The organism is Streptomyces sp. NPDC002055, assembly GCF_040296705.1.
Classification (GTDB): Bacteria; Actinomycetota; Actinomycetes; order Streptomycetales; family Streptomycetaceae; genus Streptomyces.
This window is the reverse complement of the sequence record NZ_JBEOXS010000002.1, coordinates 1-14,914: the sequence shown is the minus strand read 5'-3', so window position 1 is coordinate 14,914 and position 14,914 is coordinate 1. Positions and strand designations below refer to the sequence as shown.

The 14,914-nt window shown below is 72.4% G+C and carries 12 protein-coding genes and 1 pseudogene; 6 read left to right on the top strand and 7 right to left on the bottom strand.

Translation table 11 applies throughout. The features are described 5' to 3' along the window. The first annotated feature begins 53 nt into the window (after window positions 1-53). Complete coding sequence (locus ABT112_RS01240; RefSeq protein WP_351504200.1) at window positions 54-1,577, top strand: FAD-binding oxidoreductase; 1,524 nt, start codon at window positions 54-56, stop codon at window positions 1,575-1,577. A gap of 130 nt (window positions 1,578-1,707) precedes the next feature. Here ABT112_RS01240 and ABT112_RS01235 read toward each other — a convergent pair whose 3' ends face one another. From ABT112_RS01235 to ABT112_RS01220, 4 genes and pseudogenes are all read right to left on the bottom strand, one after another. Continuing rightward, window positions 1,708-2,433 carry a DUF2470 domain-containing protein gene (locus ABT112_RS01235; RefSeq protein WP_351504198.1) on the bottom strand — a complete coding sequence of 242 codons (726 nt, stop codon included), beginning with the start codon at window positions 2,431-2,433 and terminating at the stop codon, window positions 1,708-1,710. A 185-nt stretch (window positions 2,434-2,618) separates the two neighbouring features. Further along, entirely contained in the window at window positions 2,619-2,741 is a 123-nt protein-coding gene (locus tag ABT112_RS01230) for a hypothetical protein (protein WP_351504493.1), read from the bottom strand. 49 nt (window positions 2,742-2,790) lie between these two features. Beyond that, window positions 2,791-3,561, bottom strand: a pseudogene (locus ABT112_RS01225) (Ig-like domain-containing protein); the annotation flags it as partial. Between the two features lie 679 nt (window positions 3,562-4,240). After that, the gene (locus ABT112_RS01220) at window positions 4,241-6,298 is read right to left on the bottom strand and encodes an ATP-binding cassette domain-containing protein (protein ID WP_351504196.1); all 2,058 of its coding nucleotides are present in this window, start codon (window positions 6,296-6,298) and stop codon (window positions 4,241-4,243) included. Between the two features lie 915 nt (window positions 6,299-7,213). On the opposite strand from ABT112_RS01220, the gene ABT112_RS01215 reads away from it, so the two are divergent. Next, a complete protein-coding gene (locus ABT112_RS01215; protein ID WP_351504194.1) occupies window positions 7,214-7,744 on the top strand; it encodes a transglycosylase SLT domain-containing protein in 531 nt (176 codons plus the stop codon). Between the two features lie 240 nt (window positions 7,745-7,984). Here the strand turns inward: ABT112_RS01215 and ABT112_RS01210 are convergent, their stop codons facing one another. Further along, the gene (locus ABT112_RS01210; protein WP_351504192.1) at window positions 7,985-8,638 is read right to left on the bottom strand and encodes a hypothetical protein; all 654 of its coding nucleotides are present in this window, start codon (window positions 8,636-8,638) and stop codon (window positions 7,985-7,987) included. Between the two features lie 819 nt (window positions 8,639-9,457). Here ABT112_RS01210 and ABT112_RS01205 point away from each other — a divergent pair. Both ABT112_RS01205 and ABT112_RS01200 read left to right on the top strand, forming a co-directional pair. Next, window positions 9,458-9,694, top strand: a complete 237-nt coding sequence (locus tag ABT112_RS01205; protein WP_351504190.1) for a chaplin — start codon at window positions 9,458-9,460, stop codon at window positions 9,692-9,694. 268 nt (window positions 9,695-9,962) lie between these two features. Beyond that, window positions 9,963-10,325 (top strand): PRC-barrel domain containing protein, encoded by a 363-nt coding sequence (locus ABT112_RS01200; RefSeq protein ID WP_351504188.1) that lies wholly within the window; start codon window positions 9,963-9,965, stop codon window positions 10,323-10,325. Window positions 10,326-10,576: 251 nt separating this feature from the next. On the opposite strand, the gene ABT112_RS01195 is transcribed toward ABT112_RS01200, so the two are convergent. Next, the gene (locus tag ABT112_RS01195) at window positions 10,577-11,455 is read right to left on the bottom strand and encodes a LysR family transcriptional regulator (protein ID WP_351504186.1); all 879 of its coding nucleotides are present in this window, start codon (window positions 11,453-11,455) and stop codon (window positions 10,577-10,579) included. A 435-nt stretch (window positions 11,456-11,890) separates the two neighbouring features. Here ABT112_RS01195 and ABT112_RS01190 point away from each other — a divergent pair, with 435 nt between their 5' ends. Next, complete coding sequence (locus ABT112_RS01190; RefSeq protein WP_351504184.1) at window positions 11,891-12,334, top strand: NUDIX hydrolase; 444 nt, start codon at window positions 11,891-11,893, stop codon at window positions 12,332-12,334. 228 nt (window positions 12,335-12,562) lie between these two features. Here ABT112_RS01190 and ABT112_RS01185 read toward each other — a convergent pair whose 3' ends face one another. Continuing rightward, entirely contained in the window at window positions 12,563-14,158 is a 1,596-nt protein-coding gene (locus ABT112_RS01185; protein WP_351504181.1) for a GMC family oxidoreductase, read from the bottom strand. Between the two features lie 421 nt (window positions 14,159-14,579). On the opposite strand from ABT112_RS01185, the gene ABT112_RS35305 reads away from it, so the two are divergent. Next, window positions 14,580-14,657, top strand: a complete 78-nt coding sequence (locus tag ABT112_RS35305; RefSeq protein WP_370443954.1) for a 50S ribosomal protein bL37 — start codon at window positions 14,580-14,582, stop codon at window positions 14,655-14,657. The last annotated feature ends 257 nt before the right edge of the window (window positions 14,658-14,914 follow it).

Sequence of the window (14,914 nt, the reverse complement as noted above, 5' to 3'; positions counted from 1 at the left end):
GACCATATCTGCCCCGGCCGCACACTGGCGTATCCGTCGAGAGGATACGGACCATGCACGACTTTTCTCGTCGCGGCCTGATCAGGGCGACGGCGGCCGCCGGTGTCGGCTCTGTCGTTCTCCCGGGCGCGACGGCCGCCGGCGCCCCGGCCGCGAGCGCCGCGAGCGCGGCGTCCGCGAGTACGGCGGCTGACAGCGCGGCATCCGACAGCGCGGCAGCCGGGCAGGCGCGGCTGACCGGCCGCATCGTCCGCCCCGACGACCCCGGGTACGCGGATGCGAGCCTCGGCTGGGACGAGCTCTTCGTGCACTACCCGCTGGTCATCGTCTATGCCCAGCGGACCCAGGACGTGGTCAACGCCCTCACGTGGTCGCGGCAGCACGATGTCGCGCTGCGGGTGCGCAGCGGGGGCCACAGCCTCGAGGGCTGGTCGAACGTGGACAACGGCATCGTGATCGACGTCAGCGAACTGAAGTCGGTCCGCATCGACACCGCCTCGCGCATCGCGAAGGTCGGAGCCGGGCTCAACCAGCTGGAAGCGGTGACCGCGCTCGCGAAGAAGAACCTCGCGGTGACGACCGGAACCGAGGGCAGCGTCGGCCTGTCCGGCGCGACGCTCGGCGGCGGCTTCGGATTCCTGACCCGCTACCTCGGCATGGCCTGCGACGGCCTGATCGGTGCCGAGATCGTCGTCGCGAAGGGTACGAACCGCGCCGAGGTGATCACGGCGGACCTGAAGAACAACGCCGACCTGCTCTGGGCCCTCCGCGGGGCGGGGAACGGCAACTTCGGGATCGTCACCTCACTCACCTACCAGGCGTCCCCGCTGAGGAGCGTCGCCTACGTGCAGGCGACCTGGGACGGCATCGGAAACCTGCGCGGGATCTTCGACGCCTGGCAGCGCACGGCACCGAGCGCCGACAAGCGCCTCGGAACCCAGCTCGAGATCCACCGGAACCAGATCCTGCTGTTCGGTGTTCTCGCCGAAGGGACGGAGGCGGAGGCGAAGAAGCTGCTGGCCCCGATCCTGTCGGTCGGCACGCCCGAGGTCTCGGTGGAGACCGGGAACTGGGGCGACGTCTACGAGGGATTCCAGATTCCGACCGAGGACGAGCCCGCGAACTGGAAGTTCTTCTCGCAGTTCACCACCGAGCCGTTCCCGAGGAAGGCGATCGACGTGATCGCCTCCTTCATGCGCGACGCCCCCACGGACGACAGCAACTTCTTCACCCAGGCCTTCGGCGGGGCGGTCAGGAGGCCGCCCCGCGGCGGCACGGCGTTCCCGCACCGCGACGCGCTCTTCTACTCCGAGCCCGGCGCCGGCTGGGGAACGCGTGGCGAACCGGACAGTGGTGACGAGCTCACCCCGGTCGCCCAGGCCTGGATCGCCGAGTTCAGCCAGGCGCTGCGGCCCTATGTGAACGGCGCCTACGTCAATGTGCCGAACGTCGGCATGCAGGAGTGGGAAACCGCCTACTGGGGACGGAACGTCGACCGGCTGCGCCGGATCAAGCAGAAGTACGACCCGCACAACGTCTTCCAGTACGAGCAGAGCATCCCGCCCGCGTCCTGCTGACCGGCCGGCCCTCGGGACACCGGTCCCGAGGGCCGATCGCTGCCTTCGGCGCTGCCTTCGGCGCTGCCTTCGGCGCTGCCTTCGGCGCTGCCTTCGGCCGGAGCGGGCACCGGACCGCCGGCCACGACGTTCAGGAGTCGTGCAGCAGGCGGCCCCGGTGCGAGCAGCGGCGCGCGATGTTCAGCAGCGCGTGGATCCGAACGCCCGCCTGGTCGGCGTCGGTCAGTGGCGACGGGAAGGGGAGCCGGACGTCCTGGTGGCTCCGGGCGTACTCCAGCCGCAGGGTGATGCCGTAGCGGTCGATGGCCAGCGGCACGGCGCGCAGCACGTGCTGGACCAGGCCCGGGTCGACCAGGCGCATCAGCAGCATCACCAAGTCGCTGTGATCGTCGGCCATATGGGTGAGCATCCCGGCCTCACAGGTGGCCAGCGGATCCGCGGCGGCCGCCATGAGCTCGTCGAGGCCCACCGTGGTGCGCACGCCCGCGGTCTCCAGAGCCGCCTCGGCGAACTCCATGCAGTGACTGCCGTCCGGGGACGGTCCCTCCGTGGCTTTCAGCCACCCCGACACGGTGACCCGGGCCCGCACCCGGTCCCGTACCGGGATCGGGGAGATGTCGGTGAACTCCAGGGTGGCCGGGGCCAGTTCGGGTGCGGTGGGCGCCCCTGGGGTGAGGGAGTCGTCGGGCATCAGCGGATGGAGGTGGATGTGTTCCGCCGCGCCCGGACCGGAGAGCCGGGAGACCTCGGTCCGGTGCCCCTCGGTGACCATGGTCATCGAGGTGGCGGTGGTGAGAACGGTGCGAATCCGTTCGGCGCTCGTCGGCTGCCCGGGAGGAGTGGTGAAGAGGCGCATCCGGATCTCCATCGGTTGGTTAGGTATGCCTAACCTAACTCAATCCTGGGGGTCGATGCCAGTGCGCGACCGGCCGGAACCGGGTCGGAAACCGGTGGCCGCGAGCGGGTGGCGGCGGCACCCGGGGGTGCCGCCGCCGGAGGAGAACGGCTGCGTGACGCGGACGCTCCGCCGCCGCGCCCGGGTCAGTTGCCCGATACGACGGTGTGGGTGTCGACCCCGGTCGAGGGACTGAAGTCGGCGTTGCCGCCGTAGGTCGCGGTGACGGTGTACGGGCTGCCGGCCGTGCTGGTGTAGGTGTGCGTCACCGTAGGCCGCGGTGACCGTGTACGGGCTGCTCACCGCGCTCGCGTACGGGTGTGTCACCCGCGCGACGCCGCCGGAGAGCGAGGCGGTCACCGAGGGGGTGCCGTCGCCGAAGGAGAACGTCACCGTGCCCGTCGGCGTCCCCGAACCGGGGGACAGCGCAGCCACCGTGGCGGTGAACTGCACGGGCTGCCCCACGGCCGACGGGTCCGGCGCCGAGGACACCGTGGTCCGCGTGGCGGCCGATCTGATCCGCACCGTATGGGTGTCGGTGCCGGTGGAGGGGAGGAAGTTGATGTCCCCGCTGTAGATGGCCACCACCACGTGCAGGCCCGGACCCAGAGCGCCGGTCGTGATCCGGGCCGTGCCGTCCACCAGTGGCGACGTCAGACTGGGTCCGGTGCTGATGAAGAAGGTCACCGTGCCGGTCGGCGTCCCGGCTCCAGGAGGAACCGGGGCGACGGAAGCGGTGAACGTCACCGGCCGGCCGAACGCCGAGGGCTCGGGCGACGACGACACCGAGGTGGTCGTCAGCGCCTTCAGAACGGGGTGTGAGCCGGCCCCCGTCGACGAGGTGAAACGGGAGTCGCCACTGTAGATCGCGGTGACGCCGTAGGTGCCCGGGCTCAGGCCGCTGGTGGAGACGGCCGCCCGGCCGGCGATCACGGGGGCGGTCAGCGTGGGCCCGCCGCGGATGACGAAGGTGACCGTCCCGGTCGGTGTACCGGGGCCGAGCGGAACGACGGTGGCGGTGAACGACACGGGTTGCCCGTGGACCGTCGAGTTCGGCGACGAACTGACCAGAGTGATCGTGGAAGCCATGCTGTGGCCCTCCCGGTGTGTGGCTGATCGGCCCGCTCATCGACCGGTTGCGCCGTGGCTGCACCGGGGAGCCGGAAGCGACCGGCCGATGGCGGGGCGCACATCGCCGCTGCCGGCCCGCGCCGGGACGGCAGGCCATCGGCCGATATCCCCGCGCGGGCCGGTCACCGCCACGCCATGGCCGGGACCGGCTTTCCCTTGGACGAGGGAGCGCCGAAGCGGCGCGCACAGCGCTCGGCACGCGTACGGCACCGTCGCACGACGACGGCGATTCCCGCCCCCCGCACCACCGTTGGCCCGGGAGGCCCTGTGGCCCGCGCCCCGTCCGGCTCATCGCGCGGGGGAGACGCCGGTTGAGCCGCCCCAAACGGGCCCGGCTCGGGTTCGGACCGGCCCCGGGCGGGCCCGGCTCGGTTCGGACCGGCCCCGGCCGGCCTCGGGTCCGGCCGGAACCGGGGCCGCCCGGAACCGGGGCCGGCCGGAACCGGGGCCGGCCGGGCGCCGTGATACCCGGACCGCCCGGCCTCGGGCTGCCCGGCCTCGGGCTGCCGGGCCTCGGGCTGCCGGGCCCCGGAACTTCCCGCCCCGGACCTCCCCGCCCCGGACCGTCAAGTCCGGGGCCTCAGACCTGGCTTGTCATTCCAGTGCCGTCATCACCGACCTGTTCACCACAGCCCTGTCAGCCCTGGGCGGTCACTTCCTCCCCCGGCTGATCCGGGGCCCGCCGTTCGGCACCGACCGCGTCCGCGGCGCTGTAGGCCGCCGCCTGCAGACGGAACATGCCGGCGTACTCCCCGCCCTGTTCCATCAGTTCCCGGTGGCTGCCGTGTTCGATGATGCGGCCACAGTCGAAGACGTAGATGGTGTCGCACTCGACGACGGAGGCGAGCCGGTGCGAGATCAGGACCGTGATCCGGTCGGTCCGGTGGCCGCCCCGGAGAACCGCCTGGTAGACGGCGTGTTCGGCCTTCGGGTCCATGCTGGCGGTCGGTTCGTCCAGCAGCAGCACCGGAGCGTTCTTGTAGATGCCCCGGCCGACGGCGATCTTCGCCCACTGGCCCGCCGACAGTTCCTCGCCGCCCTTGAACCGCTTGGACAGCAGCGTGGTCCAGGAGTCCGGCAGCCCGGCGATGACCCGGTCGGCGCCGGAGGCCACCGCCGCCGCGAGCGCCTGCCCGGGATCGGCCTCGGTGAGCGTGCCGCGGGAGACCGTGAGGTTGGACAGCGCGCTGAAGGGGAAGTGCACCGGGTCCTGCAGCACGGTGGCGACCCGGGCCTGGAGGGATTCCGTGTCCAGCTCCGTGACGTCCGCCCCGTCCCAGCGGATCGTCCCTCCGCACGGGTCGTACAGCCCGGCGATCAGCCGTGAACAGGTGCTCTTGCCCGAGCCGTTCACCCCGACGAACGCCACCGTCTGCCCCGCGTGCAGCGTCATGGAAATGCCGTTCAGGGCGGGGACGTCCTTGCCCGGGTAGGTGTACGACACGTCCTTGAGGCTGATCGTCCGGACCGACTCCGGTGCGGCCGGACCGCGGCGGCGGGGCAGCAGGCCCCGGCAGCGCTCCTGGAACGCGAGGAGGTCGTCGACCCACATCGCGTGCTCGTAGACCAGGTGACAGACGTCGACGAACCGGGTGAGCGACGTGTGGGCGGCCTGGATCGCCAGCACGGCTCCGGCACCGGCGGCCAGCGGCAGCCGGCCCGCGATGAGCATGGCGCCCAGCACGGTGTAGGTGATGCCGGTGCCGATACCGCCCGCGCCCCGCCCGGCCAGCGTCAGCAGTGCGGCGTTCGTGCCCAGGCGGGTGTCCTCCTCCGCGATGCGCGCGGTCAGCCGGTGGTGTTCGGCCAGGAGTGCGCCCTGCGCGGTGTCGGAGCGCAGTTCGGCCGCGGAGTCACGGTCGAGGAGCAGCCAGCTGAAGACCCGTACCCGGCGCTGCAGCGCGTTCCACCGTTTGAACGAGTGGAAGCGGGCCCGTGCCGCGCGGACCGCCGCGGCTCCCACGGGCACGACGGAGAGCGGGAGCAGCAGGAGGAGCAGCGGATGCAGCACGGCCAGGACGGCGGCGGTGGCGCACAGGCCCAGGAGCGAGGAGGCCAGGGTGACCACCTGCCCGACGATCATCCGCGCGTAGAACAGGCCGCGGTCGTGCGCCCGGTAGGCGTCGTCGTGCCAGTCGGCGTCGTCGACCACTTCCAGCCGCACATGGGCGGTCAGCCGGAGGAACTCCGTCTCCAGGGCGGTACGGATCCTCGGCGTCAGCCGCGCCTCCGCCAGCGACACCCCGGCCTCCAGCAGCGCCCGTACCGACAGGCAGGCCACCACGAGCAGGAGTTGCGGCACCGCGGCGCGCACCTTGGCCGGGGTCGGCCCCTGGGCGAACAGCTCGTGGAGCACGGCCACGGACGCCATCAGCCCGAAGGCCGCCATGGCCGCCGAGGCCAGTTGCAGCAGGACGACGGCGAGGGTGGCCCGGGGACCGGCACGCCAGGCCAGCCGGCCCACCTGCCGGACGATCCGGGGCAGCCGGGTGAGGATGCGGCCGACGCTCGCGGTGGCCGCCGCCCCGTCGTACACCGACCAGTACGCCTCGGCCATCCCGTCGGTGATGTCGTCACCGTCTCCCTCCGGCGCGACGGACGCCGGGGGCAGGGGCAGGGCCGGGCTCTCGCCCCGCGGGCCCGGCAGCTCGGCGGTGCCGGGCCGTGGGGCGTCCGGCCGGTCGGTCGCGGTCATGCCGTCCTCCTCGGTGCCGGGCGTGCCGAGGCGCGCAGGGCGGACGGGGTGACGTGCGGGGTGGACGTGACGTGCAGGGCGGACGAGGTGTGCGGGATGCGCGGGGCGGGACGCGCGGCGTCAACCCGCTGCCCGGTCCCGGGGCGGCCACCGGGCGGGCTCTCGAACACGACGTGAAGAGGAGTGCGGGCGGGCAGTGGATCCATGGGTCCTCCCGAGGCGCGTGCCGGACGTACAGGTGCTCGGACAACGCCCGCGATCAAGGACCCGTAACGGGGAATGCGGGACGAAAGGCCGTACGCCAGTTCGGATAGGCGGGGAAGCCCAAGGGGCGTCGCGGGACGGCGCGGGCGTGCCGCGTTCGATTCACCCGTGAGGGGGCGCCTCACTCCTGCGGGGGATTGCGCCGGCCCCGCGCGGGCACGCTCGCACCGGCCCGCCACCGGCCGCGAAAGGTCGCGTGGCCCCCTCCCGGCCGCCCCCGGGCAGCCCTGCAGCGTTGCCCCGGCAGCGCCGGCGGCTTCCCGCGCGGAGCGTGAGGAGCGGCGGACCGTCGGTGATGCGCGAGCCCTCAGCGGGCCCCGGATCGCGCCCCGGCTGTGACCCCCCGCACAGGAGCTGCGTCACGTTCCACCCCTGGTAGTAGGCGCCGGAGCGGCTCCCCTTCCCAGGGCACCGCTTCCCCGGCCGAGATCATGGGGGGCTTTGCTGCGAAGTGGGGTAGTACGTCACACCATTGCATCCCGCTCCGGGTCGCCCTAACCATGGCTGACGTTCCGGGGAGCCGAGTGCCGGACGGGTGATCCCCACCCGCTTCCGACCGCTCCGGCCCACTCGCGGAGTCCCGCTCCGCACTCGCCGAACCGACCCCCCGGTCGGCCTCCCCACACGTCCCCTCTGGAGAGGTGCTTCTGCATGACCGCCAACATTCGGACCAGCAACAGCCGCATCGCCCGTTTCCGTAAGCTCTCCGTCGCCGGTATCGCCACCGCCGGTGCCGCGGCCGCGGCTCTCACGCTGGCCCCCTCGCCCGCCCACGCCGCTGAGCCGGCGTCCGCGAGCGCCCCGGCGGCCACGGTCCAGGCGGCCGACGCTCCGGCCCCCAAGAAGGCCAAGAAGACGTACCCCGACAACCTCGACGGCTGGATCAAGCAGTCGCTCGACATCATGAAGGACAAGGGCATCCCGGGCACCTACGAGGGCCTGCACCGCAACATCATGCGGGAGTCCGGCGGTGACCCGAACGCCCAGAACGACTGGGACGTCAACGCGCAGAACGGCACCCCGTCCAAGGGTCTGCTCCAGGTCATCAAGCCGACCTTCGACGCCTACCACGTCGCCGGCACGGCCAATGACTCGACCGACCCGGTCGCCAACATCACCGCTGCCGCCAACTACGCGGCGGACAAGTACGGCTCCATCGACAACGTCGACTCCGCCTACTGAGCCGCAGCAGCGCGACAACCGGATCAGGAGCGGCAGCGCCACCCGCTGTCACTCCGACGGTGCTGAAACCGCAGCCCGCCCCCGAGGACTCTCTCCTCGGGGGCGGGCTGTTGGTGCCGTGCGGGACCGGGCCGTGCCCCGGTGTCGGCGGACCGGGCACCGCTCCCGACCCACTGGGCGGAACCGGCGGATGCCCCGGCAACGCGGGACCACCCCTGGGGCACCCCGCGGGGGCATCGCTCAACTCGACTGCGCCGCCGTCTCGGCGGGCTGCTCCGCGGCGGTCTCGATCCGGATGGGGGCGTAGTACACCGACTTCTGCTGCCGGATGCGCTCCGACGCTCCCTGGGCGGCCAGCGTCTCCAGGGCGGTGCGCACCGCGGTGGGGTGGAAGGTGCGCTGCGGGTGCTGCTTCTCCAGCGCCGAGGTCACCTCGGCGACCGAACTGGGCTCGCTCTGCTCGCGCAGGTGGCCGTGGACGAGCTCGCGCAGTGTGGGCCCGGTGCGCTTCCCGGCCTTCGCCGGTGCCTTGGTGCCCGCCGGGGCCTTGGCCTTCGTGGGAGCCTTGGCCGTCTTCCGGCTGCCGGCCTTGGCCTTGACCGCTCGCGGCGCGGTGTCCTTGGCGCGCCGGGCCTTGGGCACCGCCGCCGCCTTCGGCGTCGCCGCACCCGACGGCTTCTTCGTGCCGGAAGCCTGTGCGGCCCGCTCGGACCCCAGCGCACCGCGCATCGTCTGCAGCAGCTTGTGGTCCTCCTTGAGCGCGGCGAGCTGGGTCTGCAGCGCGGTCAGCTCGGAGTTGATGCGCTCCTGCTCTTCCTCGTTGCGCTCCAGATCGGCGTCGACCCGGGATGCGTACTCTTCCTTGAGGTTGCTGTGTTCCGGCTGCTCCGGCATGGGTGACCACTCTCCTCGTACCGCCGTTGGTGCCCGGATGCTACTCACCTTTTGTGGTCCGTGAAGGCACAGATCACATATCTACGCCGTGACGACGTGGTGCGGTGGCTGTCCTCCTACCCCGTCGATGCCTGCCTCAACTGTGTCTGAACAGCACCGATGTCCTCCGCCGGGGTGTGCGGCGAAAGCGGTCGGCAGCCGCACCGGGCCGTGCATGTTCCCCCGAACAGGACGGCCCGGGGATGTATGTGCCCATCCACCGCTGTGGTTCCCGTGGTGGTGACAGGTGGTTCCCACCGGACCTGCCTGCCGGGTTCCCCTCGCTCCTGCCCCGGATGTGTCGACGGCGGTGTTGCGCACGGGTGTTGCGTGGGGCTGTTGTCATCGGCAACAGCGCCGGCCCGTGGGGCGGCGGGAACAGTGTGTGGAGCGGTCACTGTTGTCGCCGAGACCGGTACGAGTGCCGTCAGGGACGTTGCGGACCGGAGGCCGTCATGGGTGAACTGCGTTCGCCGGCCGACGTTCCGGACCACGAGGCGAGGGCTCCGGCGCCGGCGCTGCGCGAGTTGTTCAGGAAGGGCCCGATCCACGGGGCCGGAAGCATGAGGTGCCGGTACGCGACCGCATCTCCACCGTGTCCACCGTGTCCACCGCGCCCGCGACTACCCGTCATCCCCTGGGCAGGGATGTCTTTCACGGGACAGCCACCCGAAGGTGTGGTGCCGCGTCCCCAGATCGTGGCCAGGGCGTTTCCCCCGCCGTCACCGGGTGAAAGTCCCGATTGCTCAAGTGATCCACTCCCAGCGTCAGGAGAACGTCATGCACGCTCGTACCTTCCTCAGCGCCGGTGTTCTGGCCGCCGTGGCCGTCCTCGGCAGCGGCGCCGCCGCCACCGCCGACTCCGGTGCCCAGGGTGCCGCGGCCGGGTCACCCGGCCTCCTCTCGGGCAATGTCGTGCAGGTCCCCGTCTCGGTGCCCGTCAACCTCTGCGGCAACACGGTCGACGTCCTCGCCGGCTGGAACGAGGCAGCGGACAACACCTGCGGCAGCGACTGACCTGCCGTCCCAGGGACACGATCCGCGCTGTGGCGGGCCCCGTGACGGGGCCCGCCACAGCGGTGTCGTGGTGCGGGCGGAGGCTTGCGGACACAGCGGCCCCCACGGGGCGGCGCCGCGCGGCCGGTGGGGCCGCTGTGACATCGGGGCCGGCTTCTCACCCGGGCGTCCCGGATCGGCACGGTATGCGGGGCATGAGTCGGGCCGTCCGAGGCAGGAGAGGGGGAGCGCCCGGTACGCGGGCGATCGATGCGCAGGGGAGGAGACCGTGGACCACACGATGTGGGAGTACCGGCCGGAGTGCGGCACCGCACTGGAGCAGTCACTGGTGGGATTCACCGTGCACGCGGCCGATGGCGTGATCGGGCAGGTGGACCGGCAGGACACCCGGCCCGGCATCCAGCATGTGATCGTGGACACCGGAATGTGGGTGTTCGGCAAGAGCGTACTGATCCCCGCCGGGGCCGTGGTGCGCATCGACAGCCAGGCCCGCACCATGACCATCGGGAACACCCGCCAGGAGATCAAGGCCGCGCCCCGGTTCACGGTGGACCGCGAGACCACCGATCTCGCGTACCTCTCCGACGTCGGCCACTACTATCTCTCGCTGAACTCCACCTCCGTGCTCTGAGCGGCTCCGGACGGCTCGGACCGCTCGGACCGCTCGGAGCGGTCGGCCCGGCCACGGTGTCCGGCACCGTGGCCGCGGCGCACGCGTGGATGCACGAGGATGGGGCCGCCCCGGTGGAGAGGCGGCACGGACACCTCACGTGCGGACCGCACCCGACGACGGGTGCGGTCCGCACCTTTCCGTTCACCCGTCCCGGCCCGCACCCGTTCCGCGTCACACAGCCCTTCCGGCCGTCCGGTCCGGTGATCCGGTCAGCTCGTGGAGGTCCGCAGTGTGCTGACGAAGTCCCTGATCTTGGTGCTCTCATGGGCGGTGCGCCAACTGACCACCGCCCGCGCCGGGGGCAGCCCGGTCAAGGGGACGAACGCCACGTCGGGGTGGCGGTAGTACTGGGTCAGCGCCGTCGAGGTGGCACAGACATCGGTGCTCGACGCCACCCGACTGAGCATCTCGTGCTGGGTTTTGACCAGCCGTCCCCGGCGGATGGGCCGTCCGGCCGGAGTCCGCTGCGGCAGGAATCCGTCGCGGATCGCCTTCGGAGCCGACTGCGGCATCTCGACCATGGTGAGCCGGCTCAGTTCCTCGGCGTCGACCGACTCCCGCGTCGCCAGCGGATGGCCGACCGCCACGGCGAGTACCCGGGGGTACTCGGCGATCACCGGGCCGCTCGTCAGGTCGGGCTCCTCGACGGGCCAGATGGTGACCTGCAGGTCCACCTCCGCCCGGCGCAGCGGCCCGAAATAGTCGCCCCAGCGGGTCTCGGTCATGCTGATCGCCCACTCCGGATGGGTCCGGCGGAAGTCGGCCACCGAGGCGTTCACGGCGCCCGCGAACGGCCCCATGAACCCGATGCGCAGCTCGCGCGCGAAGGCCCGGGTCTCCTCGATGGACTGCTGCAGCCCCTCGAAGCTCGGCTTCGCCCGCTCCAGCAGGAAGTGGCCGGTCGGCGTGAGCGTCACCCGGCGGCTCGTGCGGTCGAACAGCTTGCCGTCGACGCGCCGCTCCAGTGACTGGATGAGCTGGCTCACCCGTGGCCGGGACAGGCCGAGCCGGTCCGCCGCCCGGCCGAAGTGCAACTCCTCGGCGAGCGTCAGGAACGCTTGTATCTCTCCCAGTTCGGTAAACGTCACTTACCGATCGTACAGAAGATGGGCCTTGATGAGGACGGACCGCTTGGGAACGATGGGATCGCTCCGGTAGGCCCTCCCCACGGGGGAGGGAGGGTCTACCGACAACAGCTTCGTCCCAGGCAGCGGCAGGTGTTCGGGCCGCAGTGCCGAGGGACGGTGACGGGCCCCGGTCCGTTCCGGTCAGGGGGCAGGGCACCGGATCCCGGTCGAGCGGCCGAGGCCGTGGGACACCGTCGCGGTGCCCGTCCCGCCGGAATCCTCACCGGACGCCCCGGAGTCGGGCCCGGACGCCTTACCGGTCCCGCGGGCCCGGCCGGCGGGGTGCGCCGGAGCCGGTCCGGACGGGTCCGGGCGCCTGCGGACCGGGACGAGGCGCTGCCGGGCCCGCATCAAACGGGATGCCCAACCGGCCCCGCACCTGCAAGGGTTGGATGCATGACACATGAACCTGTGCGGACGGCGCCGCGGACCGGCGGGGACGGCGCGCCGCTGACCGTGGCCGCTGCCGCGATCGTCCAGGACGGCCGGCTCCTGGTGGTGAGCAAGAAGGCCGCGCCCGACGTCTTCTATCTGCCGGGCGGGAAGCCCGAACCGGGGGAGACCCCGCTGGAGGCGTTGGTCCGGGAGCTGGCTGAGGAGCTCGGAGCGGAACCCGTGGAGCCGTCCCTCCTCGCCGAGATCGACGCGATGGCCGCGCTGGAGGAGGTGCCCATGCGGCTGACGGTCTTCCGGGCCGGTCTCAGCCGGCCGCCCGTACCCGCGGCCGAACTGGCGGACCTGCGATGGATCTCCGGCCACGCCGGCGGCCCGACACTCTCGCCCGCCGTCCGTGACCACGTCCTGCCGCTGCTGTACGGGGTCGGCGCCCTCACCGCCTGACCGGTCCGGCAGCCGGTGCCCCGCCCGTCCGGCGCCGCCGCCCTGTACAGCGGGGGAGCGGCGGCTCCGGCAGGCCGGGGGCCGGCCGGAGCCGGGGAGGCACCGCGCTGAGACCGTGGGCCCCGCCGGACGGCACCGCGGGCCGGCGTCGGGGCGGGACGTCCGCCCTCTCAGGGCACCAGGCGCCGCCCTCCTGACGCGTGCGACCGCGGTTCCGGCCCGGTCGCCCTATGCCCCGTTCCCTGGCTTGATATGAGCGGTGGAGCCGGAGTCGTCGAGGATCAGATCGGCCGCCTTCTCCGCGATCATGATGGTGGGCGCGTTGGTGTTGCCCCGGACCAGCGTCGGCATCACCGAGGCGTCGGCCACCCGCAGTCCGCTCACCCCGTGCACCCGCAGTGCGGAGTCGACCACCGGACCCATGGCGCACGTTCCGGCGGGGTGGTAGAGCGTGTGCAGTTCACGCCGGGCGAAGGCGAGCAGGTCGCCGTCGCTGTCCGAGGCCGGCACGCGGTCGTCCGACCGGCGGTGCGCGCGCAGCGCGGGCCGGCCGGCGATGTCGAGCAGCACCCGCAGCGCCCGCACCGCCGCCGCCCGGTCCTCCTCGGTGGCGAGGTAGCGGTGCAGGATGCGCGGCTTGGCACTCGGCATCGCGGACCGCAGGGAGACCTTGCCGCGGCTGGTGGTGTCCAGCAGGACCGCGCCGTGGTGGAAGGCGTGCGCCGTCGGCCGGCCGAGGCCTTCCTCGTGGAACTGCGCCGGCAGCGCGTGGAGTTGGATGTCCGGGGCGTCCAGGCCGTCGCGGGTCCGGAGGAAGCCGCCGACCTCGCCGCCGTTCGAGGTGAGCGGCCCGCGCCCCTCGGACTCCAGCAGGGCGATGTTCTCCGGCGTCTCCGCGGTCCACAGCGACGGGGTGTCGGTGAAGTGGACGAGCGGCAGATGCGGATGGTCCTGGAGGTTCTCCCCGACGGGGAGGTCGGCGCGCGGGGTGACGCCGAGTTCCCGGAGCTCGTCGGCGTTGCCGATCCCGGACAGCATCAGCAGCTGCGGGGAGTTGTAGGCGCCGGCCGCCAGCACGACCTCCCGGTCGGCGTGCCAGTCCTCCAGTACGCCGTGCCGTTCCGCCTCGACCCCGACGGCCCGCTCGCCGGAGAACAGCAGCCGGGTGCAGTGCGCCCCGGTCAGCACGGTCAGGTTCGGCCGCTCCAGGGCGGGGCGCAGATACGCCTCGGCGGTGCTGCACCGCAGCCCGTTCCGCTGGGTGAGTTCGTAGGGGCCGACACCGTCCTGCTCGGGCCCGTTGAAGTCGGGGTTGAACGGATGCCCCGCCTCCTGGGCCGCCTCCAGATACGCGGCCATCAGCGGGCTGCGGGAGCGGCCCTCGCTGACGGTGAGCGGCCCGCCGGTGCCGTGCCACTCGGACGGCCCGGCGTGGTGGTCCTCCGCCCGCAGGAAGTACGGGAAGACCTCGTCCCAGCTCCACCCCTTGGCCCCGGCGTCGGACCAGGCGTCGTAGTCCCGGTGATTGCCGCGGATGTAGATCATGGCGTTCATGGACGACGAGCCCCCGAGCGTCCGGCCGCGCGGGAGGTACCGCCGCCGGTCGTCCAGATCCGGCTCGGGCTCCGAGATGTAGTCCCAGTCGTACTTGGTGCGGAACAGCCTGCCGAAGGCCGCCGGGATGCGGATCTCCGGGGCGTCGTCGGGCGGTCCGGCCTCCAGCAGCAGGACGCGAACGCCCGGGTCCGCACTCAGCCGTGCGGCCAGCACGCAGCCGGCCGATCCCGCTCCGACCACGATGTAGTCATGGTTCGCCTCGTGCATCGGGCTTCTCTTCCTGATCGACGATGTACCGCGCGGTGTGCCGACGGCGCGAGCGGTACGGGCCCCTCCCGTCGTTCCTTCCCGGTGCACGGCCGGGCACGAGCCGTGTCCGGTACGGCCCGGTGGCACGACCGTCCATCATGGAGGGAGCCGCCTCGGTACGGCAGGCGGACCGTCGATGTTCGGACACCGGAGCCGTCCGGTGCGCATCGGTCGACCGGCCCGCCGAGCGCCGGTACGCCTCCTCGTCCCTTCCCGGCGCGTGCCTCCGGCCGCCGGTCCGGAAGATCGCAGGAGTGCGGTGCCGCACGCAGGGTAGGGGTGGCGGCGGACGGGGTACGGGACCGTCCGCTGCCGGGTGTGATACCAAGAACAATGGGTGCAAACCCAGCAGAAGCGCATGGTTGAGAAAGGAGGCGACATGTCGTCGAAGCGACGTCGTAAGAAGAAGGCACGTCGTAAGAACGGAGCCAACCACGGTAGTCGCCCCCAGTCCTGAGTGACGGGTTCGACGGGCCCCGGGTCTCCTGCAGGCGCCCTCCGGCGCAGCGGCAGGGACCGGGACCGGACCGGGCAGCGCTGTCCCCGCCATGGTGGAGAGCCGCCCGGCGGGAGCCCCGAGTACGTGGTGTGACGGAGCGGCCGTGCCGACGGATTCTCGTCGGCACCGGCGCCGCCGGGGGGGGGGGCCCCCCCCCCCCCGGGGGGGGGGGGGGCCCCCCGGGGGCGGGCCGCGCGGGGCGCCCCCCCCCCGCC

Coding starts and splice junctions, on each gene's coding strand:
- ABT112_RS01185 (WP_351504181.1), bottom strand. CDS start 14,158: ATGCACGAGGCGAACCATGACTACATCGTGGTCGGAGCGGGATCGGCC.
- ABT112_RS01190 (WP_351504184.1), top strand. CDS start 11,891: ATGACACATGAACCTGTGCGGACGGCGCCGCGGACCGGCGGGGACGGC.
- ABT112_RS35305 (WP_370443954.1), top strand. CDS start 14,580: ATGTCGTCGAAGCGACGTCGTAAGAAGAAGGCACGTCGTAAGAACGGA.
- ABT112_RS01220 (WP_351504196.1), bottom strand. CDS start 6,298: ATGACCGCGACCGACCGGCCGGACGCCCCACGGCCCGGCACCGCCGAG.
- ABT112_RS01235 (WP_351504198.1), bottom strand. CDS start 2,433: ATGCGCCTCTTCACCACTCCTCCCGGGCAGCCGACGAGCGCCGAACGG.
- ABT112_RS01215 (WP_351504194.1), top strand. CDS start 7,214: ATGACCGCCAACATTCGGACCAGCAACAGCCGCATCGCCCGTTTCCGT.
- ABT112_RS01205 (WP_351504190.1), top strand. CDS start 9,458: ATGCACGCTCGTACCTTCCTCAGCGCCGGTGTTCTGGCCGCCGTGGCC.
- ABT112_RS01210 (WP_351504192.1), bottom strand. CDS start 8,638: ATGCCGGAGCAGCCGGAACACAGCAACCTCAAGGAAGAGTACGCATCC.
- ABT112_RS01240 (WP_351504200.1), top strand. CDS start 54: ATGCACGACTTTTCTCGTCGCGGCCTGATCAGGGCGACGGCGGCCGCC.